The following is a 24570-nucleotide window of genomic DNA, read 5'->3' as shown; positions in this document are numbered from 1 at the left end:
TCGCGGCAGCGCCCGGTCACGGGCACAAGACCTCCAGCCAGGACTCCAGAACGGGGTCCCCGGCCAGCATGAGCGGATCGACGGTCTCATGGCCTTCCGACCGCCACTTCTCCACCAGCTGCATGATGCGCACCGAATCGAGTCCGGCATCGAGCAGATTCGTATCGGTGGACAGTTCCCCGGCGGGTACACCCAGTACCTCGGCCACATCCTGAATGAAACGGTCGCGATCGGCAACGGCCGCTGCGTCGTTCGTCATGCTGTATCTCCTTATTCTTCGCCGTCGAAATTCGCGATCCCGTGCTTCCAATAGCCCGCGATCAGGAAATCCTTGGGCCCGACGCCGAGTTCACTCCGGATCCATTTACGGATCGGACGCAGCTGCCCGGCCTCGCCGGCCACCCACGCGTACACGTTCTGCCCGCTGGGAACGGTGACCGTGCGGATCGCCTTCTCCAGCAGATCCCCGGTGCCCGGCGCGGCATCGCCCCGGTGCAGCCACCGGATCTCGAACCCGGCCGGAGCGTCCAGTTCGATCTCCTGGGTCGCATCGGTGACCTCGACGAACACCCAGCCGGTGCTCTCGCGCGGCAGCCATTCCAGCCAGCGGGCGATCGCGGGCAAGGCGGTGATATCCCCGGCGAACAGGTAGTTGTCGTAGCTGGTGGGCACCACCACGCCGCCGGGCGGGCCGGCGATATTCATCCGGTCGCCCGGGGTGACGGCCAGCGCCCAGTCCGAGGCGAGCCCGCCCGGATGCAAGGCGAAATCGACATCGAGTTCCCCGGCCTCGGCGTCGTACCGCCGCACCGTATATTCCCGCGAAATCGGGCGCGGAGCAGGCCATTCCAGCGAGAGACCGTCCTTGACCGGAAGCCGCAGGACACCGTCGGTATCCGGGAAGATCAACCGGATGTGCTCGTCGGGCACATAACTGTGGAACCCGTCGAGTCCCGGACCGCCGAAGGTGACCCGGAGCAGACCCGACCCCACCTGCGCGGTGCGGATCACCTCCAGTTCCCGCAGTTCGATCGGGTAGCCGACCTTGGCCCCGTGCGAGCCGGCCATCACCTCGGCGATCCGCTCACGGTAGGCACCGCGATCCATCACACACCGTCCTTTCCTTTGTCCGCGAGTCCGGTGGCCTGGACCGGCGGTTTCACCGGTGGCCCGGCGGGTTTGCCGTCCCCGGTGAGCCGGGCCAGCGGCGCCATGAAGAGCAGGGCCGGCACCAGCAGCACCAGCACCGCGCCGCCGTAGACCATCAGGGCGGCACCCGGTTCCACCAGTCCGCCGATCACACCGGCCGCCATGGACCCGATCGCCGTTCCGGTGACCGACTGCACCAGTTGCAGACTCGACATCCGCCCGCGCATATCCTCCGGCGAATGCTGCTGCAGTACCGCGTACCGCAGGATGTTGTTCACCGCGCGCGCGATGCCGAAGGCCGCGAGCCCGAGGAAACTCCACGCGATCTGCGGCCAGGCACCGGCCATGATCAGGCCCAGCGGCATGAGCGCCAGCGAGCCCAGCAGGGCCAGGCCGTTGCGCCGGGTGCGGCCGATCCAGCCACTCGTCAGCGAGCCGAGGACGGCGCCCACACCCGGTGCCGCGTAGAGCAGGCCCAGCGTCGCCGGACCGGCATGCAGCCCTTGATCCGCGAAGGCCGGCAGCAGGACCAGCGGTCCGCTGACGAGCATGGCGAGCAGTCCGCTCACCAGCACCGCCCGGATCACCCGGTGGCGCACCGCGAATCCGATCCCCTGCCCCAGTTCCACCAGCGGGTTGCGCAGCTCGCGGGCCGGGGGTGGGGCCGCGCCGATGGCCCGGATCAGGCCCACGGTGGCCACGGTCGCCGCCGCGGCCGCGAAGAACGCGAAAGAGACCCCGATCTGGGCGATCAGCACACCGGCGATGGCCGGGGTGATCATGGTGCCCAGATCCGAGGTCAGGGTGATCAGCGCCCCCGCCGCCGGCATCTTCGCCCGCTCCACCAGCATCGGCACCAGCGCCATCATCGCTGACCCGCTGATCCCGCCGGCCAGCCCGTCCACGACGCCGGCCGCGTAGATCACCGGCAGGATCGGCTGGGACAGGATCGCGTTGAGGCCCAATGCCAGGAACGCCAGCCCGGCCGCGGTCCGTGACCACTGCATGACCGTGCGCCGGTCGAACCGGTCGGCGATCACCCCGCCCGCCAGGCTTCCGGCGAACAGGGCGATCGCCATGGTGGTCGATACTCCGGCCACATGCAGGCTCGACCCGGTGAGCTCGTACACCTGCACCGGCAGGGCCACCATGAGCAGCCCGATGCCGAGAACGGAGATCAACCGCGCGCCGAAGGCACAGCGGAACCGCCGGCTCTCCCGCAACGGGGAGGTGTCGATGAGGAGGCCGGCGGTGGCCATCACTTGAACTGCTCCTGGATCAGGTCGAGGGTGCTCATCACGCCGCGGTAGTCCGGCCGGTAGCTGGTGGCCGGCAGTTCGTAGACCTTCTTGTCCTTGAACGCGGGCAGCTGGGCGAACATCGGATCCTTGGCGAGATCGGCCGCGCTCTTGGCGCCGCTGAGCGGAACCACGATGACCACCGGCTGGTCCACGACCTTGGTCAGCAGTTCGGGGCTGAAGTTGAACCAGTCGGCGGAGGGGTTGATCTCCGGGTTACCGGCCTTGGCCACGACCTGATCGTCGGCCTTGAAGCCCAGCTCGGCCAGCAGGGTCGGCAGCGCGGCGTTCGGCAGGACCATCTTCGGCTTGCCGTCCGCGGCGGACTGGAAGTAGCCGATCTGCTGCTCGGGCGCCTTGACCGTCTCGGCGACCTGCTTGAGCTTGTCGTCGTAGGCGGTGATCAGCTCGCTGACCTTGTCGCCCTTGCCGACCACGTCGGCGAGCAGTTTCAGCTGATCCTGCCAACCGGTCACATCACCGGGCACCAGCACGGTCGGCGCGATGGCGCTCAGCTGGTCGTAGGCGTCGGTCGACTGTTTGGCCGGGAAACCCTGGCCGCCACCGATGATCAGATCCGGCTGCATCGAGGCGACGAACTCCACGTTCACGGTCTGCCCGATCGGCACGACCTGGGTGCCCTGTCCCGTCGCGTCATCCGCCCACGTCGGAGGGAACTTTCCGCTGCGGTCGGTAACTCCGAGAACCCGGGTGTCCGCCGCGACCACCGGTACGTCGAGGTCGTAGAGGTACCCGGCGAGGGCGCCGTTGAGCACCACCACCTTCTGCGGGTCGGCGGGTACCTCGACGGTGCCCTTCTCGGTCTGGATCGGCCGGGTCCCGGATTCGGCGGCGGGCTCGGCTTCCGAGCTACAGCCCGCCACCGCGACGACCGCCACGAACAGGCCGACTACAGCACGTAGCCAGGCCGCGAAGCGGCTGTGGGATAACAGCGACATAGGTGTTTCACTTTCTTTCTCGAACCACCGGGGCACCGGATGGTGCCGCGGCAGAGTCTCAGGGCCGGTCCGCACGGGTCACGTCCGCAGTGCCGGAACGGTGTCGAGCAGCGCGGCGACCTCGGCCCACCCGTCGTCGGAGACGATCCCGAAGTGGGTGTAGGGCAACCGGCGCGGGGTGATCCGGGCGCCGGCGGCGCGCCAGCCCGCCAGCTGGGCGGCGACGCGCGGGGCGTCGTCCTCCCCGCCGGGGTCGGCGGCGTAGAGCGCCATCGGGCCCGCATACTGCGGAGCCTCGGATTTCGTCACCATGCGCAGGAGTTCACCGGCGGCACCGCGGATGAGCGCGGCCAGATCCGGTGCGTCCTCGGGAAGTTCCGGCAGCAAGTTGTCGAGCCGGCTCGGCTCGGCCAGCGCCTCGGCGGCCTGCTCGGCCAGGTTGGCCAGCGGATGCGAATCCACCAGGCCCGCGAACGCCACCTCGGCACCGGCCGCGGTGAGCTGAGCCGCCATCGCGTGCACGATATTTCCGCCGAGCGAGTAACCCAGCAGGTGGTAGGACCCCTCCGGCTGGATTCCGCGCACGGTGTCCACATAGCGCGCGGCCAATTCGTCGATCGTGGCGGCCCCGGAATCATCGCCTCGCAGCGCGGGCAACTGCAGCCCGACCAGCGGCCGGTCGGCGCGCAACCGGCGGGCCAGCGGAGCGAACTGCCACGCGGTGCCGCCCACCGGATGCACGCAGAACAGTGGTTCGGCGGTACCGCGGTCACGCACGCGCAGTACATGGTCGAGGCGGCGGCCGAGCATCGCGATCTCCTCGGACACCGCCTCCTGTGGGCCCGTCGCCGGCAGCGCGGAACCCTCGTCGAGGGAATCGGTTCCGGCGGGCAGGGTGACACCCTCGATCCGCGCCGTGAGGGCTCGGGCGGTCGGCGCCTCGAATACGTCGTCGACCACGACCTCGTATCCGGCGCGACGCAACCGCCCGACCAACCGCACAGCCGTGAGGGAATGGCCACCGGCGGCGAAGAAATCGTCGTCGTACCCGATCGCCGTGATACCGAGAACCGCGGCCATCGCCGCGGTGACCGCATCGGCCACGCCCGGTACACCCGCGGCAGCCGACGGATCGTCCTGCCCCGGCAGCGAACCACGCAGATCGGCCGGCGCGACCGCGCTCCGGGTGGTTCCGCCGGATCCAACCGCAACGCCCGGACCAGGGGCTGAACCGCCGAGGCCCACCGGCACTCCCGGCCCTGCCGAACCGCCTGGATCCGCCGAGCCGTCCGGGCCGGTCGGAGCATCCGCCCGCGCCGCCGAACCACCGGCGCCGACCTGCACCCCCGCCGCCGCCGATGCGCCCGGGGCGGCCGTGCTCGCGGCCGCGGCCACGTCGACCGGATACTCCGGGACGGGCAGCGCCTTGCGGTCCAGTTTGTCGCTGACCGTCATGGGGATCTCGTCGAGTTCCACGAAGGCCGCGGGAATCATGTACGCAGGCAGCGTTTCCCGCAGCGCGGCTCGCAGCGCGCCCGAGTCCACGGTGGCGCCCGACCGTGCCCGCAGGTAGGCGACCAGGCGTTGATCGCCCGGAGTGTCCTCGCGCAGGATCACCGCGGCCTGGGCGATTTCGGGCCGGCGCAGCACGGCCGATTCGATATCGCCGAGTTCGATGCGCTGCCCGCGCAGTTTCACCTGACTATCGGTGCGGCCGATGTAGTCCAGTTCGCCGTTGCCGCCCCAGCGCACCAGATCACCGGTGCGGTACATGAGTTCCCCGTGGCCGGCGGGGTCGGCGACGAAGGTCCGCGCGGTGCGGGCGGGTTCGTGCAGGTAGCCGCGGGCCAGCTGGACACCGGTCAGGTAGAGCTCACCGATGGTGCCGAAGGACACCGGCCGGAGCCGTTCGTCGAGCACCCGCACCCCCGCGCCGCCGGGCGGGCGGCCGATCGGGACGGTCTCCACATCGGTGTCGTCGCTGACGTGATAGGTGATGCAGACCGCGGCCTCGGTGGGGCCGTAGAGGTTGTTCACCTTGGTCCCGGTCACCTCGCGAAAGCGCCGCGCGGTATCCGGCGGCAGCGGTTCACCGCCGGTGAACACGCAACGCAGTGCGGAACATCCGGTGAGATCGCTCTCCTCGGCCATCGTGGTGAGCATGGAGGAGGTCATCTGGACGGCGGTCACCCGCTCGGCGGCCATCAGTTCCGCCTGGTAGTACGGGTCGCGATGACCGTTCGGCCGGGCCAGCACGATCCGGGCGCCCACCAGCAAGGGCAGGTAGATCTCCAGCAGCGAGGCGTCGAAGGTGGCGGGCGTGCGGTACAGCATGGTGTCGCCCGCCCCGAACCGATGCTGTTCCTGCAGCCAGGCGAAGGTGTTGATGATGGCCGCGTGGGAGACCGTGACGCCTTTGGGCACACCGGTCGATCCAGAGGTGAACAGCAGATAGGCAGCATTGTCCGGACGCAGCGGCGCGAGCCGGTCGGCGTCGGTGAGCGCACCGGCGGTGAAGCCCGCCAGATCCAAGGTGTCGGTGGCGACGACCGGTGCCCGCCCGGTCTCGAAACCGTCGGCGGCCGTGGTGAGAACCAGCGCGGGGGCGGCCGTGGCGAGGATGGTGTCGACACGTTCGGTTGGCTGGCCCGGGTCCACCGGCAGATAGATCCCGCCGGCGCGGCTGATCGCATGCGCCGCGATCACGGCCTCGGCGCAGCGCCGCATCGCGACCACGACCACTGTCTCGGGGCCGATCCGTTGCGAAACCAGCCAGCGGGCCAGGCGATCGGCCCGCTCGCCGAACTCGCGGTAGTCGATCGTCACCCCGTCTTCGGTCAGCGCCGGGGCGGCCGGATCGATTTCCGCCGCCGAAATCCAGGTGGCCAGTGTGTCACCCCGACTGTCCGGGTGCCGGGTGTCGTCGAGTACCGCGCCCACGGTGACCGCCGGATCGTCCACCAGGGCGGTGAGCACGGCACCCAGCCGCGCCGCCATCCGCTGTGCGGGAGCGGTGTCGACTGCGCCCGGGGCGTAGTGCAGCATGAGGCGGAACCGATCGCCGGGGAGCGCGGTCACGGTCACCGGATAGTGCGTGAGGCTGTGCACGGCGACGCCGGCGACACCGATCTCGTGTGATTCTTTCGGTCCCACACCGATTTTCGGAAAGTTCTCGTAGACGACGAGGGTGTCGAAGAGCCGTCCGACCGCCGCGGCGCGTTCCACGGCGGCCAGTCCCAGGTACCCCTGGTTCTGCAGTTCGAACGTGGTCCGCTGGAATCCGGCGAACTGTTCGACCACGGGACTTGCGGTGTCGAGCGTCATCCGGACCGGCACGGTGTTACTGAACAGCCCGACCATCCCGCCCACACCGGGCAGATCGGCCGGCCGGCCCGAGACCACCGCGCCGAACACGACATCGGTGCGGCCGAGCTGTTCGGCCAGCACCATCGACCACGCGCCCTGCAACAGGGTGTTCATCGTCAGACCGTGGGACCGGCCGAAGGCCTCGAGCGCGTCCGCGGTGTCCTCGGCCAGCGGTACCTGCAGCCCGACCGCGGCCGAACGCGGGCCCGGCGCGCCGAGGAGGCTCGGTGCCTCCAGACCCGCCAGATAGTCACCCCAGCGCCGGGTTTCGGCGACACTGTCGCGGCCCGCGAGCCACGCGAGATAGGTGCCGTAATAACCGGGTTCGTCCAGCTGTTCACCGTGGTAGAGGGCGAGCATCTCGCGCAGCACGATCGGGATCGACCAGCCGTCGGCCAGCAGGTGATGGGCGGTGAGCACCAGCCGGTGCACGGTATCGGAGAGCCGGATGAGCAGCGCCCGCAACAGCGGCGGGTCGCCGATATCGAACAGTTCCTCCCCCGCGGCGGTTTCCAGCGCCAGCGCGCCGTCCGCGGCGTCCGCGCGGTCCCGCAGGTCCTCGACCCGCCAGGCGACCCGGGGCGTCCGCGGGATCACCTGAACAGGCTGGTCCACCTGGTCGTAGTGGAAGGCGGCACCCAGATTCGGGTGCCGGCGCAGCACGCCGGCGAACGCGGCCGCCAGCCGGTCGGGGTCCACGGGCCCGGACAGTTCGAAACGTGCGGTCAGCGTGTAGACATCGGCGGCACCGTCCCGCAGCGCGTGGAACAGCAGGCCTTCCTGCAGCGGTGACAGCGGCAGCACATCGGCGATCGGCCCGTGCACGGCGGCCAGTTCGTCGATGCTGCGCGGCGGCAGGGCGATCGTCACCGAGTCGGCGCGCGGCACCGGGACCGGGCCGGTATTCGCCGAAACCTCCACCGGCTCCGCGGCAGCGGCCAGATCACCGAGGCTGCGGCGGGTCAGCAGATCCTGCGGGGCCAGCACGAGGCCCCGTTCACGCAACCTGCTGCACACAGTGATCGCGGTGATGCTGTCGCCACCGGCGCCGAAGAAATCGTCGTCGATATCGACCCCGGCGCCGCCGAGCAGTTCGGCCACCACCTCGGCGACGGCCGCTTCGGCCGGTGTGGCCGGCACGCGCCCGCCGCCGGTGGACTCCACCGGGTCGGGCAGTGCGGGACGGTCCACCTTGCCGTTCACCGTCCACGGCAGTTCGCCGAGCACCACGATCCGGGTGGGCACCATCGGATCGGGCACCAACTCGGCCAGCCGGTTGCGCAACCGGGCGCCGAGATCCGCGGATCCGGCGGTCACCTCCGCCGCAGCCGTTTCGGTGGCGACCACATACCCGATCAGACTCGGCCGGCCCCCGAAGTCGCGGATATCGGCGGCCGCCGCCGCGACCTCCGGCAGACCGCTCAACGCGGCCTCCACCTCACCGATTTCGATCCGGTGCCCGCGAATCTTGACCTGGGCGTCGGCCCGGCCCGTGTAGAAGTATCCCTGCCCCGGAACCCAGCGCGCCCGGTCGCCGGTGCGGTACATCCGCGCGCCCGGCGGGCCGAACGGGTCGGCGACGAAACTCTGCGCGCTCGTCCCGGGTCGGCCCAGATACCCCTGGGCGATCCCGCCGCCCGCCAGATACAGTTCACCGGGCTGCCCGTCCGCGACCACCTGCAACGCGTTGTCCAGCAGATAGACCCGCACCCCGGGCAGCGGGACGCCGATATGCGGATCGCTCCCGCGCACGGGTGCGCCGATGGCATCGACCGTGGCCTCCGTCGGGCCGTACAGGTTGATCGCGGTGATCCCGGCGTTCTGCACCTGCTGCCAGAGGTCCGGCGGGCAGGCTTCACCGCCGAGAACCAGCAGCCGCGGCGCCACCTGCGCCAAACCGTGCGCGAACAGCGCGCCGGCCAGCGTCGGGGTCCCGTCCACGACCTCGATCCCGTCCGCACCGAACGCGGCCACGAGCGCCGCGGGGTCACGGCGGATCGCACTGTCGTACAGGTGGATCCGATGACCGTCGAGCAGCCAGAGCAACGGGTCGAGCGCGGCGTCGAAGGCGAACGAGGTGGTGTGCGCGATCGCCAGCCGGCGACCACCGGCGCGCTCCACGGTTTCGGCGTAGATCCCCGACCGATGCCCCGCGACCAGGTGCGCGAGGGCGGCGTGGTCGATCACCACGCCCTTCGGGGTGCCGGTGGATCCGGAGGTGTAGAGCACATAGGCCGGGTGATCGCCACGCACGGTGCCGGCCGGGGCGGGGGCGCTGTCCGGGTATTCCCGCAATGCGGTCCGGACCTGCTCGTCGTCGAGTGCGACCGTGCGACAGTCCAGTTCGGCCGCCAGCGTGTTGTCGGTCAGTACCAGGGCCGGCGTCGCGTCGTCGATCATGGTCCGCAGCCGCGGTACCGGATGCTCCGGATCGAGCGGCAGATAGGTCGCCCCGGCCCGCCAGACAGCCAGCAGCGCCACCATCAGATCCGCGGTCCGCGGCAGCGCGACACCCACCAGATCCCCGGTGCGCACCCCCTGGTCACGCAGGTATCGGACCAGCCGGTACACCCGGGCGCCGAGTTCGGCACCGCTCCAGCGCTCGTCGCCGGCGACCAGAACGGTATCGGTGGCATGCTCGGCGATCATGCGGTCCAGCGCCGCCGGTACCAGTTCGGTCCCGGTCGCGGCCGCGGGACCGGTGCGCTCGGTCAGCAGCCGGCCACGTTCAGCACTCTCGATCAGCTCCAGCGCGCCGACCGGCACCTTGTCCAGTTCGGTGAAGGCTTCGATCACCCGGACCAGCCCCGCCATCCGGCGGTAGGCGGTCTCCGGATCGTTGGTGCGCGCATCGCATTCGAAATTCAACAGCACGGATTTATCGGGCAGCGGCGTCACCACCAGGCCGAGATCCTCCGGCGGCCCGCCCGCGACATTGCGCAGCACACCCTCGGCGCCGTCGAAATCCAGCGCGAAATCGAAGACCTTCAGATTGAGACCGATACCGTGCAGCAGTTCGCCCGCGCCGAAACCGCGCAGGTCGCGTGCGAGATCGGCACCGCTGTAGCGCTGATGCTTCCGCATCTCCCGCAAGGTCTCCGCGACCCGCACACCCAGTTCACCGACGGTCTCGTGCGCATGCACGCTCAGCCGCAGCGGCAGCACGTTCACCGCCATGGCCGGCGTACTGAGCGCGACCCGGCCGACCCGGCCCATCATCAGCATCGAGAGCACCACATCGGAGGTGCCCAGCAACCGCTGCAGATACGCGGCGTAGCAGGCGATGAGCCCGTCCGCCCAGGTGATCCGGTAGCGCTCGGTGCAGTGCTTCAGCCGGTCGAGGGTGGCGACCGGCAGAATCGCCTCGGCCCGGATGGTCCGCTCCACCGCACCACCCAGGGCTGTTCCGCGGCCGTCCAGCGTCGGTGCGGGACTCAGCTGTTCCCGCCAATATTGCTGGTCGGCGGCGAAATGCTCGCTTTCGCGATACGCCTGCTCATCGGCGACCAGATCGGCGATACTTCCGAAAGTCGCCTTGGGCGGCTCGGTTCCCCGCCGTAGCGCGGTGTAGTGCGCGGCGACCCGGCGCGAGAGCAGCGCCGCGCTGTACCCGTCGACGATCAGGTGGTGGTACAGCTGCACACACCACACCTCGCGCTCGGTGAGCCGGATCAGCGTGTAGTTGTACAGGCGCCGGTCCACCATGCCGCGGCACCGCTGCGCCGCCTGATGCCGCTCCAGCGCCACCGCCTCATGAGCCAGCGAAACCGGCTCGGCCGCGCCCCGCAGATCGATCATCGGTTGCAGCACCGCGGGTTCGTTGCTGACGAATTGCCGAGGGCCCGCGTCGGTATCGCGGAACCGCAGCCGCATGTTCTCCGCCTCGGCGACGGTCAGCCGGATGGCCTCCGCCAGCAGGTCGACATCGATGGGCTCGTCCCCGGAGATCTCGAGTACCTCGCCGACCAGGTAGCGGCCGGATTCCGGATCGAACTGCTGCGCATTCCAGATTCCCAGCTGGGGGCCGGTGAGCGCCATTCCCGGATCGCTGATCGTCGACGCGTTCTGCACTGCCGCCGGCACGGCAACTCCCTTCGCTGTGAACCACTTCCGTGTGTTGTGCCATTCGGTGGAACCGCGCGGCACAACACACGACCACAGTTGAGGTTAGCCTAACCTTTACTAAAGTGAAACATCTTGATTGTTGAAAGACACCGTGCTTCCGTCCGGCGTTCAGCTCACCCGGACCGCTTTCTCTCCCAGCGGAACCACCAGCGGCGAACCCGTTTCCGGATCGTCGATCACCCGACAGCCCAGGTCGAATACCTTCTGCACCAGTTCGGCGGTGACGATCTCCCGCGGCGCGCCCGCCGCGACCACCGCACCGTCGCGCATGGCGATCAGGTGATCGGCATAACGGAACGCGTGGTTCAGATCGTGCAGTACCGCGACCACCGTTCGCCCGGTATCCCGGTTCAGTTCGCGGCACAGATCCAGCAATTGGATCTGATGCGCGATATCGAGAAACGTGGTGGGTTCGTCCAGCAGCACGATCGGAGTCTCCTGGGCCAGCACCATCGCGATCCACACCCGCTGCCGCTGGCCGCCGGACAGCTCGTCCACCAACCGGCCGGACAGATCGGCCACCCCGGTCGCGGCCATCGCCGCGGCCACGGCCTCCTCGTCGCGACGGGACCACTGCCGGACCAGGGACTGGTGCGGATACCGGCCCCGGGCCACCAGATCGGCGACCCGGATCCCTTCCGGCGCGGTCGAGGTCTGCGGTAGCAACCCGATCCGGCGGGCCACCTCCTTGGCCGGATACGAGCCGATCGCCTTACCGTCCAGCAGGACCGAGCCGGATTCCGGGGCCAGCAGCCGCGACAGGGCCCGCAGCAGGGTCGATTTACCGCAGGCGTTCGGTCCGATGATGACGGTGAAGGTGCCGTCCGGAATATCGACGGTCAGCTCGTCACTGATAACCCGGTTGCGGTACCCCAGCCGCAACCGGTCGGCCCGCAGCCGGGCGGCCGGGCCGGATTCCGGTGCGGCGGCATGCTCGTCGGAATCGCCGAGTTCTCCCAGGTCAAGTTTTTCGTCCACGACTATTCCCTCAGTTCCGTCGAGCCTCGACCACCAGCAGGTAGGCCAGGTACGCACCGCCGACCGACGCAGTCACCACCCCCACCGGCAGGGTGGTCGGCGCGAAGATGCGGCGCGAGATCCAATCACAGGCCACCAGTAACAACGCGCCCATCGCCGCCGCCGGAAGCAGGGCGGTCGTCGGCGTCCGGGCCAGCCGCCTGCCCAGTTGCGGGGCCGCCAGGGCGACGAAGGCGATCGGACCCGCGACGGCCGTACCGACCGCGGTGAACGCGACACTCAGCGCCGTGAGCACCAGCCGCGACCGGCCCACCCGGACCCCGAGCGCCTGCGCCGCGTCGTCGCCCAGTTCCAGGATCTGCAACCGGTGCGCGACGGGTACCACCACGATCGCGAGCACGACGAGAACGATCAGCGCCGGCGTGATCTCCGACCAGCTCAGCCCATCCAGCGTGCCGACGCCCCAGGCGGCGGCCGACATGGCGGCATCGAGGTCGGCACGCAGGATGAGCCAGGTGTTCACCGCGGCCAGCATCGCGCTGATGCCGATACCGACGATGATCAGCCGGAAGCCCTTGACGTTCTGCCGGAACGCGAGCATGAAGATCGCGAGCGCGGTGGCCAGCCCGCCGCCGACCGCACCGGCCGCCGTCGCGTAGTACCCGCCACCGGCCAGGATCACCAGCAGCGCACCGGTGTACGCGCCGGAGTTGAACCCGACGATATCCGGGCTCCCCAGCGGATTGCGGGTCACCGACTGCAGGATCGCGCCGCTTATCCCGAGCGCCGCACCGAGCACCAGCGCCATCAGCACCCGGGGCGCCCGCCATTCCCACACCACGAGTTCGTCGCCGCCGACCCCGTTACCGAACAGCGCCCGCAGCACCCGGTCCGGCGGAATCGCGAAATCGCCGGTACCCAGCGCCAGCAGCGCCACCACGCAGGCGGCCACGAGCAGCACGGCCGAGACCACGATACTGCGCACCCCGAACCGGGCGGTGAGGCCACGCACCCGCAGCACGCGGACCGTGCGGCCGAAATCGATCGTCGCCGGGCTTCCGATCCGGGACCCCTTACGCAGTGTGGTCACGACTCCCTCATCTCCGCACGACGGGCGAGCCAGATGAGCACCGGTGCGCCCAGGAATGCCGTGACCACACCCGCCGACAGCTCGTCCGGCGGAATGGCGACCCGGCCGAGCACATCGGCGAACAGCACCAGCGTCGGCGCCAGGATCAATGAGTAGGCGACAATCCACCGGTAGTCGGGCCCGACGATCCAGCGCGCGATATGCGGTACCGCCAGACCCACGAAGGTGATCGGCCCGACCGCCGCGGTCGCCGTCCCGCACAGCAGGATCAGGGCCACGGCGGTGAACGCCCGGGTCCGTGTCACATGTACGCCGAGTGCCCGGGCCATATCGTCACCGAGCGCCACAGCGTTCAGCGACCGGGCCGCGATTCCGGCGAAAACAATTCCCGTGATGATGAACGGAGTCGCACCCGCCAGAACGTCGTAGCCGCGGCCGGTCAGCGCGCCCGCGTCCCACTGCCGCATTTCGTCGAAGGCAGCCGCGTTCAGCAGGATCAGTCCCTTGGTGATGCCGGTGAGCACGGCGGTCACCGCGACGCCGGCCAGCGTGAGGCGGATCGGATCGGTACCACCCCGCCCGACGGTCCCCAGCCGGTACACCACCACGGACACTACCGCCGCGCCGGCAAAACCGAACCAGACATAGGACGCGATACCACTGGCGCCCATATACGCCACCGCGACCGCGATGGCGAATGCCGCGCCGGCATTGACCCCGAGCAGGCCCGGGTCGGCCAGTGGGTTGCGGGTCAACCCCTGCATGAGGCATCCCGCGATCCCGAGCGCACTACCCGCGAGCAGCCCCAAGAGGGTACGGGGAAGCCGGTATTCGCTGACGATCAAGCCGTCCGGGGAGCCGTCGGGCTGCCACAGCGCAGAAAGGATCTCCGAGATCGGAATCGATTTGACACCCACCACAAGGCTGAGTACGCAGGCAAGAATCAGCAAACCGGCCGCAAGTAACCAGCCCATCCACCTGCGGACCGAGACCCGAGTGTGATATTCATAGGACGAACCGGCCGTCATGACGCGGTATTACATGAGCTGTGCATGGAATCCGTCCCTTCCCGGCGCATATGAGATACGTCACGGTCATAGCTCACAAATTTTGTTAACGAACCTTTATAGTGAGCGCAGGCTAACCTAACTTAAACAGGCTAGCAACAGACTGTGCCGACCAGCGAAAGGATGACGGGATGTGCACTCCGCTGCCGCGCTGTAGTGCCTCGCCATCCTCGCTCACACGGCGCGGGGCCACCGGCCATACCTGGCCGGGTTGTAAGAGATAGACAGGATGAGGGATTGATGGCGCAGCACTTCGTCACCTGATCGCCCAGGAACGACGATCCGACACCACCGGTGGACCCTTCTGCACCACCGGATTTCACCTGCGATTGGGCAGCACCCGGAACCAGGCCTGCGTTTCGCGCGCATTCCTTTCCGGGAATTCCGGCTGCCGTTTCCGCCGGTCAGCCGCTACGGCCGCACCCGGCGACAATCCGCAAGATCATGAGGGACATAGGATGAATATCAAAGGGATTGCTGCCACCGCGGCGATGACGGCGGCGGCGGTACTCGGCGTTGCCGGCGGCACTGCACATGCGGACACGTTTGTGCCGCTGCCCGCCGGCGAAAAGGCCGACCCGAACGGCAACAAGGTCGTCCGCGTCAACGAGAGCGCGCTGATTTCGCCGTCGATGTCGGCAAACGGAGCGGGCCGCGTCGCCTGGCTGTCCGGGCAGGTGCATGCCGACGTCGCCGTCACCCCCGAGGGCGAAGCGGGACCGTGGAAGGGCCCGACCAACTCTCCGGGTACCAACAACTCCTCCACCCACGGCGCCTCGCGCCTGAGCACCGGCTACATCGTCGGCTGCCAGGTCAGCATTGCCGAGAACGCACTCTCTGCCGGCGTCTCCGCCAGCGTGAGTTCCTCCTCCCTGGGTGGCAGCGGCTCCCTGAGCATCAAGCTCGGCCCGGGCGAAGTGAAGTTCGTCCACATCGAGGGCGTCGACGTCACCAAGCCCGGTCCGTACTGGGTCGACTACAAGGATGTCGAAATGAACATCGAGGGCTGCGCCGGCTACGCCCAGGCCCGGTCCTACACGGTCCTCGAGATCATCGGTGACCACTACTCGAAGACCACCCTGTACGGAGCTCCGTTCAGCATCGGCTGACGCAGGTCAGCACTGGTCGATCAATCCGTCGCTGAACGGAATATCTCTTCCGAGAGGGAAAATGTCATGTCTGTAGTGAAAAAGAGCGCCGTGCGTATCGCCAGCGTCGCCGCTGCGGCAGCCGCCGCCGTCGGCCTGTTCTCCACCGGCGCCGCCAACGCCGATACCTTCGTCCCGCTGCCCGGTGCCGAGCTGTACCACACCCTGCCCAACGGCCTGGGGGTCACCGCGCGGATCGCCAACGAGTCGGCGCTGATCAACCCGTCGATGGGTTCGACCCCGTTGCACCGCAACACCTGGGTCTCGGCCAGCGCGCAGGTCGAGGTGCACGGTAAGCACAAGGGCACCAAGATCACCCCGGGTTATGTCGTGGGTTGCCAGGTCGATATCAGCGGCGGCGGCGCCAACGGCGGTGCCGGTGGGAGCCTCGCCGGTGAGAACCTCACCGCCAACGCCAGCACGGGCGCGAACCTCACCCTGGGCCCCGGTCAGGCCAAGTCGTTCCTGATCCTCGACATCGAGAAGCCCGACGTCTACGGCAACGAGGGCCACACGTTCGCCACCAAGTTCACCGGCCCCAACGGCTCGGTGACCTGGACCGACACCACCATCGGGCTCAACGGCTGCGCCGGCTACGCCCAGGCCCGCTCGTTCGTGCGGGTCGAGGTGACCACCGATAACGGCATCTCCGAGTTCCGTGTCTGGGGCCAGCCCTTCAGCCTCGGCTGATCTAGGGACCTCGCAGGATCGGCGTAGCCCCGCCGCAACGGCCGGGGCTTCGCCGTCCTCCGTCTTCCCGGGCAACAGCCGTATGCGGTTGGTTGCCGACTACGCACCTCGGCGAATCCTCGCGGCGTCCGGCCGCCGTATAGGCTGGCCCCCCTATGGCTATCGGCGCGACTCTGCACACCTTCGCTGTCCAACTCTCCGACGTCGACCGCGGCGTGTACCAGGAGCTGGACCTGCGCCTCGCCCGGCATCCGTCGGAAACCGCGGAGTTCCTGATCACCCGCCTGCTCGCCTACTGCCTCGAATACGAGGAGGGGATCACCTTCAGCGACGGCGGGGTGTCGTCCACCGACGAACCCGCGGTCCTGGTCCGCGACCTCACCGGTCGCATCACCGCGTGGATCGAGGTCGGCGCCCCCGATGCCGAGCGCGTCCACCGTGGCAGCAAACTGGCCGGCCGGGTCGCCGTGTACACCCACCGGGACCCGGCGAAAGTGCTCGCGCCGCTGGCCGGAAAGCGGATTCACCGCGCCGAGACCATTCCCCTCTACAGCCTCGACCGCGCTTTCGTCACCGCCGCGTCCGAGGTCGTGGAACGTCGCAACAGCGCCACGGTTTCGGTCATGGAACGACAGCTCTACCTCGAACTCAACGGCACCGATTTCGCGTCTGCGATCGACGAGAACCGGCTCGCCTGACACACGCCGGCCACCACCGGCCTCGGCGACTTCGTTCCGGACAGCTTCGGAGTTCCCCGTCGGACCGGCCGGGGCCGTGCCCGGACTACGGTTCGATCAGACCCGCCCGGATCGCGTAGCGGGTGAGAGCCAACCGGTCGCGTAACCCGAGCTTCTGCAGGATGTTCGCGCGATGCCGATCGACCGTTTTCACGCTGATCACCAGATCACCGGCGATCTCGCGGGAGGAGTAGCCCTCGGCGACGAGTTTGACGATCTCCTCCTCGCGCGGCGTGAGCAGCGTGTGCGGTAGGGGTTCGTCCCGGTCGGCGCGTTGCAGCCAGTCGCGGATCAGGGAGTTCACCGCGCCGGGGTACAGGTAGGACTCGCCGCGCAGGGTGGCGCGGCAGGCTTCGAGCAGATCGCGGTCGGCGACGGATTTCAGCACGTAACCGGAGGCGCCCACGCGCAGCGATTCGAAGAAATACTGTTCGTTGTCGTACATCGACAGCATCAGGATCCGCACTCCGGGCGTGCGGCGGTTGATCTCGCGGGCCGCCTGGATACCGGTCATCCGGGGCATGGCGATATCCAGGATCGCGAGGTCGACGGGGATATGCCCCACCTCCTGCACGGCCTCGTAGCCGTTGGCCGCCTCCGCGACTTTGGTGAATCCGCGAGCGGAGTTCGTCGAACCGCGGGCGACGCCGCCGCACCGTCGGGTCGGCCGCTGCGGATGAACTGCCAGGCCGCGATCCCGTTGGGAGCCCAGGCGGCCGACACCGTGCTGAGCCGGATCACCGGCGACCGGCCTGCCCCGATCGACCAGGCTTTCGTCGGATCGTGCGTCAGCCTCGGCCGGCGCAGCGCAATCATCCAAGCCGCCCGGCGCGACGATTCACCCGTGAACATCTTCCTCGCCGGCCGGGCCGCGGCCGCGGTCAAAGAGGCAGTCTGCAAAGGCACCCTGTGGCAACTCCGCCGTGAAGCGGCGAAATCGGTGTCGAAGGAGCACACCGACACACCGTGTTCGATCGCAAGCGCAGCCAGGTGAGCGTGGGGCACCAGGTTGCCGGTCGCATAGTGGTCATCGACGAGCCGGCCGAGAACCCGCCGGTGGCGATCGGTCGGCAGCGGTATCCACGCCATATCGTGGTCCAGCCACTCGTCCACATGGGCCCACGCTTCGCGGCCCGTCATCGGTGTGGTGAAGATCTTCGGATGTATCAGCCGATCGGCGCGACCGAACGCAGGAGTGCCGTGTCCAGCCAATGCTGAATCGCGCCGGTCGTGCTCACCGTGCCGAGCGCTTCCGCGGTAAGAGTCCAGTAACGGACAGCCGCGCGATCGGCAACCGGGGCACCGCGGGCCAGGCGGCGCCGGAACCCCTCCGTATCACGGCGACCGCGGGCCGCCGCGTGCGCGGCGACATACAGGTCCAGTTCCGGACCGGGACCCGGCGAATCGCCGGCGGCGACCCGATCCGCGACCGTGGCGTAGGCGGGCGCGAGATCGTGGATCAGCATCCGTTTGCTCCGGATCGCCGAATCGTCCCCGCCCCACAGCTGCTGGGATATCGCTCGCCCCAGGTCGGGCGATTGCACCAGCTGGGCGAGTTCGGCGAACGCGAGAACGTCACGCGGCGACGGTGCCGGCGGCACCGCCGGAACGTCCATCTCGACGAAATCATCGAACATCGCGGCAGGCATGGCGGCCAGGATCCGGCTCCAGAAGTCGATCAGGGTGCCGCGTGCCGCACGCCGGTCGGCGACCGCCGCCAGCCTCGTCAGCACCCGGGGGCGGTCGTCGCCGTCGGCCTGTTCGATCGCGAGGAGAACCGCGCGCCGCCAGGACAACGCATCGAGCTCGGCTTCCACGGCGGCTCGTTCCGCGGCGAGCGCATCGGGGACCGCGCACGGATCCGCGAGCACATCGATGATCGCGGTCAGCCCCAGGCCCACCGCTCGCAACCGCCGGATCAGGAGCAACCGGTCGAGGGCATCCGGCGTGAACACTCGATGCCCACCGCTCGTCCGTTGCGTCGCGAGAATCCCCTCGTCGCAATAGAACCGAATGGTCCGCACCGGGACCCCGGTGCGCCGGGAGGCTTCCCCGATGCTCACCGCATTGGACGGATAAGTGATGTAGGTCACAACTACTGGAACCTCCACCCGACTGGAGTTCCTACGCTACCGGAAGAAATCGAGCACAGGAGGTTCGGCGATGGGCGCCGGTAGCAGCACCGAAGAACTCGTCTGGGCGGCCGTGGCCGCCGAACGCGCAAGCCTGACCGAGCTGCTGCGCGGGCTGTCGGACGACCAGTGGGACCACCCGTCGTTGTGCGAGGGCTGGCGGGTCCGCGACGTCGTCGCCCATATCCTGCTCACCTCCCAGGCGAAACTCGGCTGGCTCCTCCGGCAGGTGGCGCGGGCCCGCGGAAGCGTGGCCCGGATGAACTTCGACACCGCCATCCGGTACGCCGACAGCCGTTCGCCCCGGGCCCTCACCGACGAACTGCACGCGATCATCGATATCCGGCACACACCGCTCTCGACGAACGCCGTGGACCGCCTGATGGATCTGCTCGTCCACGGGCAGGACATCGCGGTTCCGTTGGGCATCCGCCGCGATATGCCGGTCGACGCCGCGCGCTGGTCGGTCGAACGGGTCTGGCAGGGCGGCTGGCCCTTCCACGCTCGACGCCAACTGGCCGGCCATCGGCTCACCGCCACCGATACGGACTGGTCCGCGGGTTCGGGCACCCCGATAGCAGCACCGATAGCCGACCTGCTCCTACTGGTCACCAGCCGCATACCGGCGCCGGATCAGGCCCGGCGGCACGGAACGGATTGACCCGATTCCTCCGTTGCCGAGGAGACGGCCGAGAACTCGGCGGCCCGGTCGATAGGCGGATGACGTCGAGTTCATCCAGGTCAAGCGGCGGCGCCGAACCACCGGGAGAGCTGGGCGCCCATGTCCTGCTGATCCGCACCGACCCATGCCACGTGGCCGTCGGGGCGCAGCAACACGGCGGGAACGTCCAATTCCTCGGTGGCGTCGACGATGTGATCGACCCGGTCCGCCCAGCCTGCCACCGAAAGCCCGCCGGTCCGGTCCAGCAGGAGCCCGCGGCCGCCGTGCATGCGCTCGTAGAGGCGCCCATGCTTCAGCTCGATGTCGCGCAGCCGCCGGCCGAGCAGTTCGTGCCCCTCACCGAAGTCGTAGCGGACGCCGATCGCGGTGATCTTCTCGGTCAGATAGCGGTTCACTTCCTCGAAGTCCATCAATTCCGACAGCAGCCGGCGCACGGACCGCGAACCCGGCTCGGTGGAGATCAGCTCGGACTGCACGCGGGTGTTGTTCAGTACGTCGTCGGCGACCGGGTGCCGTTCGGTGTGGTAGCTGTCCAGCAGGCCCTCCGGCGCCCACCCGTTGATCTCGGCGGCGAGTTTCCAGCCCAGGTTGAACGCGTCCTGCACGCCCAGGTTGAGGCCCTGACCGCCGAGGGGTGGGTGGACGTGGGCCGCGTCGCCGGCCAGCAGTACCCGGCCGACCCGGTAGCGCTCGGCCAGCCGGGTGGCGTCGCCGAAGCGGGACAGCCAGCGCGGTGAGTGCACGCCGAAGTCGGTGCCGGCGAATACCTGGAGTTGCTGCTTGAACTCCTCGAGGGCCGGCGGGACAGACCGGTCCTCGGACACGCCGTCAGCGGGCACGACGATGCGATACAACCCGTCTCCGGATGGCCCGGCGCCGAACCCCTTGTGGGTCTCACGGACCTCCGCCACCCTGGCTGCCAGACTCTCCGGGCTCGCGGTGACCTCCATCTCGCCCAGCAGCGACTCGACCCTGGTGGGCTCGCCGGGGAAGCCGACGCCGAGCAGTTTGCGCACCGTGCTGCGGCCGCCGTCGCAGCCGACCAGGTAATGCGAGCGCAGCTGCCTGCCGTCGGCGAGCTCGACAGTGACCCCGTCGTCATCCTGGCTCAGCCCGGCCACTTCGCAGCCGCGCCGGATCTGGGCGCCGAGTCCGGTGGCGTGCTCGGTCAGCAGGCGCTCGGTGACCGGTTGCGGGATCCCGAGGATGTACGGATGTGCGGTGTCCAGCCCGTCGGGCCGCCGCTTGCTGATACCGGCGAAGAAGCCGCCGAGCGGGTGCTGCGTGCCGAGCGCGAGAAACCGGTCCAGCAGTCCGCGCTGGTCCATCACCTCGATACTGCGCACGTGCAGACCGAGTGACCGGACATGCCCGGTCGGCTCGGTGTCCTTCTCCAGCACGAGCACGTATACGCCGTGCAACCGCAGCTCACCGGCCAGCATCAAACCGGTCGGCCCACCGCCGGCGATGATCACATCGAACATGAACCGTCCACTCTCTGATGTTCGTTTTCCGGCCGGCCGCGCCGCGTAGCCGGTGTAGAGACCCCGGGACCGGCACGTCCCGAATACTTGATTTCCGCCGGTTTCCCGCTTCGGCCGAAGATTCTGCGGCATGACCCGGGCCTTGCCGCAAGGCCCCCACTGCGATATATGTTGAAAAGGGAGGGAATATGAGATCCGGTTTGTTCGTCGGTCTCTCCACCGTCGATATCGCCTACCGGGTCGAGACCTATCCCCCCGAGGACACGAAGACCCAGGCTGTCGACCAGTACAGCGGTGCCGGCGGGCCCGCGACCAACGCTGCCGTCGCCCACGCCGCGCTCGGCGGATCGTCCACCCTGCTCACCGCGGTGGGAACGCACCAGCTCACCGGCCTGATGCGGAACGACCTGTCGGTGCACGGTGTGCACCTGGTCGATGTTCTGCCGGGCAGCGACCATCAGCCGCCGGTGTCGTCGATCGTGGTCGCGGAGAACACCGCCACCCGCACGATCGTTTCGCTGGACGGCGCTCGGATCGGGGTCGAGTTCGACCCCGGTCTCACGGACCGGCTCGCGGGGGTGGACGTAGTACTGGTGGACGGCCATTACCCGGCCTTGGCCGTGGGTCTCTGCGAGGCGGCCCGGTCACTGGGGATCCCGACCGTACTCGACGCGGGTAGGTACCGCGCCGCCCATGCCGGCATCCTCCCGCACGTCGGGGCCGCGATCTGCTCCGCGGCGTTCGCACCCCCGGGAATCACCCCTGGGGCCACCGACTCCGTACTCGATTTCCTGCGCACGGCCGGTGTCGAGGACATCGCGATCACGCACGGCGACGGGCCGATCGTCGGCGTTTCCGGCGACCACGCCTTCCGAATCGACGTACCGGACATTCGTGCCGTGGACACACTCGGCGCGGGTGACATCCTGCACGGTGCGTTCTGCTACTACACCAGCGCCGGTGTCGATTTCGTCCGAGCACTGACCCTGGCCTCGGAGATCGCGAGCTTTTCCTGCCGGTTCTTCGGGACCCGCGAATGGTGCACTCGCCTCAGCGAACTTCCCGGACCAGGTACCGGTCACCCCGGGGCGTGAGAACGAGATCGGCCCGCCGGGCGGTCCGGGCTACGAGCGCCGCGTTCGGCAGATCGCTGTTCGCGATCCGCGCACGCGCCTCGGCGGGCGTCTTTCCGCCGGCGAGATGCCGCCCGTACAGTCGCTGCTCGATCAATTCCTGATCGGCGGCCAGGTACCAGCACTCATCCAGAAAGCCGCGCACATCCTTCCATCCTGGTTTGTCCAAGAGCAGATAGTTGCCCTCGACCACGACGATCGCCTGCCGGTGGAACACGACACCGTCCGGCACCGGGTCATGGATCTCGCGGTCGTAGATCGGCCAGCCGACCCTCACACCCGGTGCCGCAGAACGGAGTTCGCTCAGCGCGCCCGTGAACCCCGCGAGGTCGAAAGTCTGTGGCTGCCCTTTAATTCCGAGTTGACCCGCGGTCCCCAGGTCTTGGTTGGTCCGATGGAATCCGTCCATGGGCGCAACGCCGGCCAGGCCCTCGTCCAGTCTGTTCAGTGCGGAGCCGAGTTCGGCAGCAAGCGTGGACTTTCCGGCCGCCGGCGGACCCGCAAGGCCGAGGAGAAACCGCCGGCCGGACTCGACAGCAGCGGCAGTCGAGCGCACGCGCGCCGCAAGGTCGTCGACCGAGGCGAGAGCACTCCGACCCATCGTCAAGACAGCTCATCGACTACATTTTTCAGAAATCCCGAAAATTCCAGCCCGTCGGTCCGCGGGTCGTAACTGGCGCCGGCACCTCTTCTCAGCCACACCTCGGCCAACTGCTGCTCGTTCGCGCCGGAATCGATCAGCAACCGGAGAGCTTCGCGAAGAGCCTGGACCTGACCGGGAGCTTCGTCGGTCCGGAACTTCCGGATCACGCCCATCGGCGAGTCCGCTTCGAGGTCATAATCCTGGTGAAAGTAGGCGCCCGCCAAGTATTCGATCTCCGGGTGCCGGTCCCGTAAGCGTCGCGAACCCGCACCGCCGGGGGCATGACGATATGATCGACCGGCCATGAGGCATGTTATCGCGGAAGCCACAGACGTCGGCACTGTCCTCGACCCGACGGTTTATCTGAAGCTGCTACCCACCTTCGCAGAGAACCTGCCGGTCGGCGCGCGAGCATTCGCTACCCATGCCCAGCACTACGACTTCGCCGCGCCGCGCTGCATCAAGGACCTCGGACCCGATACGGTCCTCGCCGGCGACACCGCGGGCGACCGATGGCTCGAGCTCGGATTCCGGCACAACTGCTGGAAACACGAGGAAGATCTGGTGATCCGCTATTCCGGTGTGCGGGAGATGTTTCCCACCTCGTCCTTCCATCCGCCGACCTGGGCGGAACACAACACGATCACGCTGGACGAAGTCCTTCCGCACGAAACCGGTTGCCGCCACGAAATCCGTTTGCTCTCGGGCTCGATCACCATCATCAGCCGAGACCTCGAAGCCCGCTGGGTCGAGACGAACTGTTCCAGCTGACCGGGCTCACGCCCCGCCGACTGATCGTCGGGCCGATGGATGTTCCCGGTCTGCAGCGCGCAGCCGGGCACCGCGTAGGAACTGTTCGGCCCCGAAGCTGGTCGGCCGTTCGGCCCGGGCGCAGGATGCCGAGGTGGCACACCGCCTGTGGGAGGCCTCCGAAAAACTGACGGGAGTCACCTTCCCCCGAGTCGCAGCGAGCTGATCGAACCGCAAGTCGCGGTGTACGGCCCCGAGACCGTACGGCCCTTTCGGGGGCTCAGCAATTCAGCGCCTCACCTCGGCGAACCGGTCGAGCTTGCGCAATGCCGCATCGTGCGCAAGCGCCGGAACCAGGCCGAGCAAAGTGCGATGAATTCCCATATCCGCCAGACGTTCCAGGTCGCCAGCTTGTGGATCGAACAGTGTCGCGATCACCGGTACCGGTGGCCGGCCGTGGCAGTCGGCGACCGCCTGTAGCTCTCGAATGCCTTTCGCCAGTTCGTCGAGGGGTATCCCCACCGGCGCCAGCCAGCCGTCGGCGTGATCGAGGATACGTTCGTGCGTGGACGGCCCCCAGCCGCCGATCCAGACCGGCGGGCGCGGCCGCTGCACCGGCTTCGGCCACGAGTACAACGGGTCGAAATCTACGAATTCACCGTGAAATTCGGCCTTTTCCTCGGTCCAGATAGTGTTCATCGCGAGGAGCCGTTCCCGCTGCAGCGCCACACGCGTCCGGGGATCGGTGCCGTGATTGCGCATCTCCTCACGCAGCCAGCCGACACCGACGCCCAGTTCGAACCGCCCACCCGAGGCCAGGTCCAGGCTCGCCACCTCTTTGGCCAGGATGATCGGATCGCGCTGGACAACCAAGGTCACGGCCGTGCCGATCCGTAGCCGCTGGGTCGCGGCGGCGGCAAACGAGAGCGTGACGAACGGGTCGAGGTTGCGGTAGTAGTCCCGGGGAATCTCGCCGCCGCCGGGATACGGGGTCGCGACCGTGACCGGGATATGTGTGTGCTCGGCAACGAACAGCGATTCGAAGCCGCGGTCTTCCACCGCTCGGGCAAGGTCGGCCGGACCGATACTTTCATCGGTCACGCCGGTGAAGATTCCGATATGCATGCGGCTACGGTAAA

The 24570-nt window shown here is 68.5% G+C and carries 19 protein-coding genes and 2 pseudogenes; 7 read left to right on the top strand and 14 right to left on the bottom strand.

All coding sequences use genetic code 11. The features are described 5' to 3' along the window. Positions 1 to 16: 16 nt before the first annotated feature. The 8 genes from ACIA75_RS10965 to ACIA75_RS10930 all read right to left on the bottom strand — a co-directional run bounded on the left by ACIA75_RS10965 (position 17) and on the right by ACIA75_RS10930 (position 13993). On the bottom strand, positions 17 to 259 hold the full coding sequence (locus ACIA75_RS10965) for a phosphopantetheine-binding protein (RefSeq protein ID WP_397102420.1): 243 nt from the start codon (positions 257 to 259) through the stop codon (positions 17 to 19). Between the two features lie 11 nt (positions 260 to 270). Next, positions 271 to 1107: a siderophore-interacting protein gene (locus tag ACIA75_RS10960; RefSeq protein ID WP_397103449.1), complete on the bottom strand. Its 837-nt coding sequence runs from the start codon at positions 1105 to 1107 to the stop codon at positions 271 to 273. After that, complete coding sequence (gene entS / locus ACIA75_RS10955) at positions 1107 to 2408, bottom strand: enterobactin transporter EntS (protein ID WP_397102418.1); 1302 nt, start codon at positions 2406 to 2408, stop codon at positions 1107 to 1109. Before entS ends, ACIA75_RS10960 begins: the two co-directional genes overlap by 1 nt. Beyond that, positions 2408 to 3406: an ABC transporter substrate-binding protein gene (locus ACIA75_RS10950; RefSeq protein ID WP_397102416.1), complete on the bottom strand. Its 999-nt coding sequence runs from the start codon at positions 3404 to 3406 to the stop codon at positions 2408 to 2410. Before ACIA75_RS10950 ends, entS begins: the two co-directional genes overlap by 1 nt. Before the next feature lie 78 nt (positions 3407 to 3484). Further along, positions 3485 to 10855, bottom strand: a complete 7371-nt coding sequence (locus ACIA75_RS10945) for an amino acid adenylation domain-containing protein (protein ID WP_397102414.1) — start codon at positions 10853 to 10855, stop codon at positions 3485 to 3487. A gap of 150 nt (positions 10856 to 11005) precedes the next feature. Continuing rightward, positions 11006 to 11857, bottom strand: coding sequence for an ABC transporter ATP-binding protein (locus ACIA75_RS10940; protein WP_397103447.1), 852 nt, complete (start codon positions 11855 to 11857; stop codon positions 11006 to 11008). 28 nt (positions 11858 to 11885) lie between these two features. After that, positions 11886 to 12965, bottom strand: a complete 1080-nt coding sequence (locus ACIA75_RS10935) for a FecCD family ABC transporter permease (protein WP_397102412.1) — start codon at positions 12963 to 12965, stop codon at positions 11886 to 11888. Next, positions 12962 to 13993 (bottom strand): iron chelate uptake ABC transporter family permease subunit, encoded by a 1032-nt coding sequence (locus ACIA75_RS10930; RefSeq protein WP_397102410.1) that lies wholly within the window; start codon positions 13991 to 13993, stop codon positions 12962 to 12964. Before ACIA75_RS10930 ends, ACIA75_RS10935 begins: the two co-directional genes overlap by 4 nt. 497 nt (positions 13994 to 14490) lie before the next feature. Between ACIA75_RS10930 and ACIA75_RS10925 the strand changes: the two genes are divergently transcribed. From ACIA75_RS10925 to ACIA75_RS10915, 3 genes are all read left to right on the top strand, one after another. Beyond that, complete coding sequence (locus ACIA75_RS10925) at positions 14491 to 15141, top strand: MspA family porin (protein ID WP_397102408.1); 651 nt, start codon at positions 14491 to 14493, stop codon at positions 15139 to 15141. A gap of 66 nt (positions 15142 to 15207) precedes the next feature. Next, positions 15208 to 15870 carry an MspA family porin gene (locus ACIA75_RS10920; protein WP_397102406.1) on the top strand — a complete coding sequence of 221 codons (663 nt, stop codon included), beginning with the start codon at positions 15208 to 15210 and terminating at the stop codon, positions 15868 to 15870. A 155-nt stretch (positions 15871 to 16025) separates the two neighbouring features. After that, on the top strand, positions 16026 to 16568 hold the full coding sequence (locus tag ACIA75_RS10915; protein ID WP_397102404.1) for a YaeQ family protein: 543 nt from the start codon (positions 16026 to 16028) through the stop codon (positions 16566 to 16568). 85 nt (positions 16569 to 16653) lie between these two features. On the opposite strand, the pseudogene ACIA75_RS10910 reads toward ACIA75_RS10915, so the two are convergent. Continuing rightward, a pseudogene (locus tag ACIA75_RS10910) lies at positions 16654 to 17211 on the bottom strand (response regulator); the annotation flags it as partial. 33 nt (positions 17212 to 17244) lie between these two features. Between ACIA75_RS10910 and ACIA75_RS10905 the strand changes: the two are divergent. Next, positions 17245 to 17544 (top strand): annotated as a pseudogene (locus ACIA75_RS10905) (FAD-dependent oxidoreductase); the annotation flags it as partial. A 229-nt stretch (positions 17545 to 17773) separates the two neighbouring features. Here ACIA75_RS10905 and ACIA75_RS10900 read toward each other — a convergent pair. Then, complete coding sequence (locus tag ACIA75_RS10900) at positions 17774 to 18700, bottom strand: MerR family transcriptional regulator (RefSeq protein ID WP_397102402.1); 927 nt, start codon at positions 18698 to 18700, stop codon at positions 17774 to 17776. A 70-nt stretch (positions 18701 to 18770) separates the two neighbouring features. On the opposite strand from ACIA75_RS10900, the gene ACIA75_RS10895 reads away from it, so the two are divergent. Further along, a complete protein-coding gene (locus tag ACIA75_RS10895; RefSeq protein WP_397102400.1) occupies positions 18771 to 19400 on the top strand; it encodes a maleylpyruvate isomerase family mycothiol-dependent enzyme in 630 nt (209 codons plus the stop codon). 80 nt (positions 19401 to 19480) lie between these two features. Here the strand turns inward: ACIA75_RS10895 and rox are convergent, their stop codons facing one another. Then, on the bottom strand, positions 19481 to 20905 hold the full coding sequence (gene rox / locus ACIA75_RS10890) for a rifampin monooxygenase (protein ID WP_397102398.1): 1425 nt from the start codon (positions 20903 to 20905) through the stop codon (positions 19481 to 19483). Positions 20906 to 21093: 188 nt separating this feature from the next. Between rox and ACIA75_RS10885 the strand changes: the two genes are divergently transcribed. Then, positions 21094 to 21999, top strand: a complete 906-nt coding sequence (locus tag ACIA75_RS10885; protein ID WP_397102396.1) for a PfkB family carbohydrate kinase — start codon at positions 21094 to 21096, stop codon at positions 21997 to 21999. Here the strand turns inward: ACIA75_RS10885 and ACIA75_RS10880 are convergent. Then, complete coding sequence (locus ACIA75_RS10880) at positions 21956 to 22639, bottom strand: nucleoside/nucleotide kinase family protein (protein ID WP_397103445.1); 684 nt, start codon at positions 22637 to 22639, stop codon at positions 21956 to 21958. The two genes, ACIA75_RS10885 and ACIA75_RS10880, sit on opposite strands and share 44 nt — an antisense overlap. A 2-nt stretch (positions 22640 to 22641) precedes the next feature. Beyond that, positions 22642 to 22986: a contact-dependent growth inhibition system immunity protein gene (locus ACIA75_RS10875; protein ID WP_397102393.1), complete on the bottom strand. Its 345-nt coding sequence runs from the start codon at positions 22984 to 22986 to the stop codon at positions 22642 to 22644. Between ACIA75_RS10875 and ACIA75_RS10870 the strand changes: the two genes are divergently transcribed. Then, positions 22985 to 23452 carry a hypothetical protein gene (locus ACIA75_RS10870; protein WP_397102391.1) on the top strand — a complete coding sequence of 156 codons (468 nt, stop codon included), beginning with the start codon at positions 22985 to 22987 and terminating at the stop codon, positions 23450 to 23452. The genes ACIA75_RS10875 and ACIA75_RS10870 overlap by 2 nt on opposite strands. A 267-nt stretch (positions 23453 to 23719) precedes the next feature. Here the strand turns inward: ACIA75_RS10870 and ACIA75_RS10865 are convergent, their stop codons facing one another. Next, a complete protein-coding gene (locus ACIA75_RS10865) occupies positions 23720 to 24556 on the bottom strand; it encodes an LLM class F420-dependent oxidoreductase (RefSeq protein WP_397102389.1) in 837 nt (278 codons plus the stop codon). Positions 24557 to 24570: the final 14 nt, after the last annotated feature.

The organism is Nocardia sp. NPDC051750, from assembly GCF_044453135.1.
In the GTDB taxonomy this organism is placed as follows: domain Bacteria; phylum Actinomycetota; class Actinomycetes; order Mycobacteriales; family Mycobacteriaceae; genus Nocardia.
This window is presented reverse-complemented; position numbering and strand designations above follow the sequence as displayed.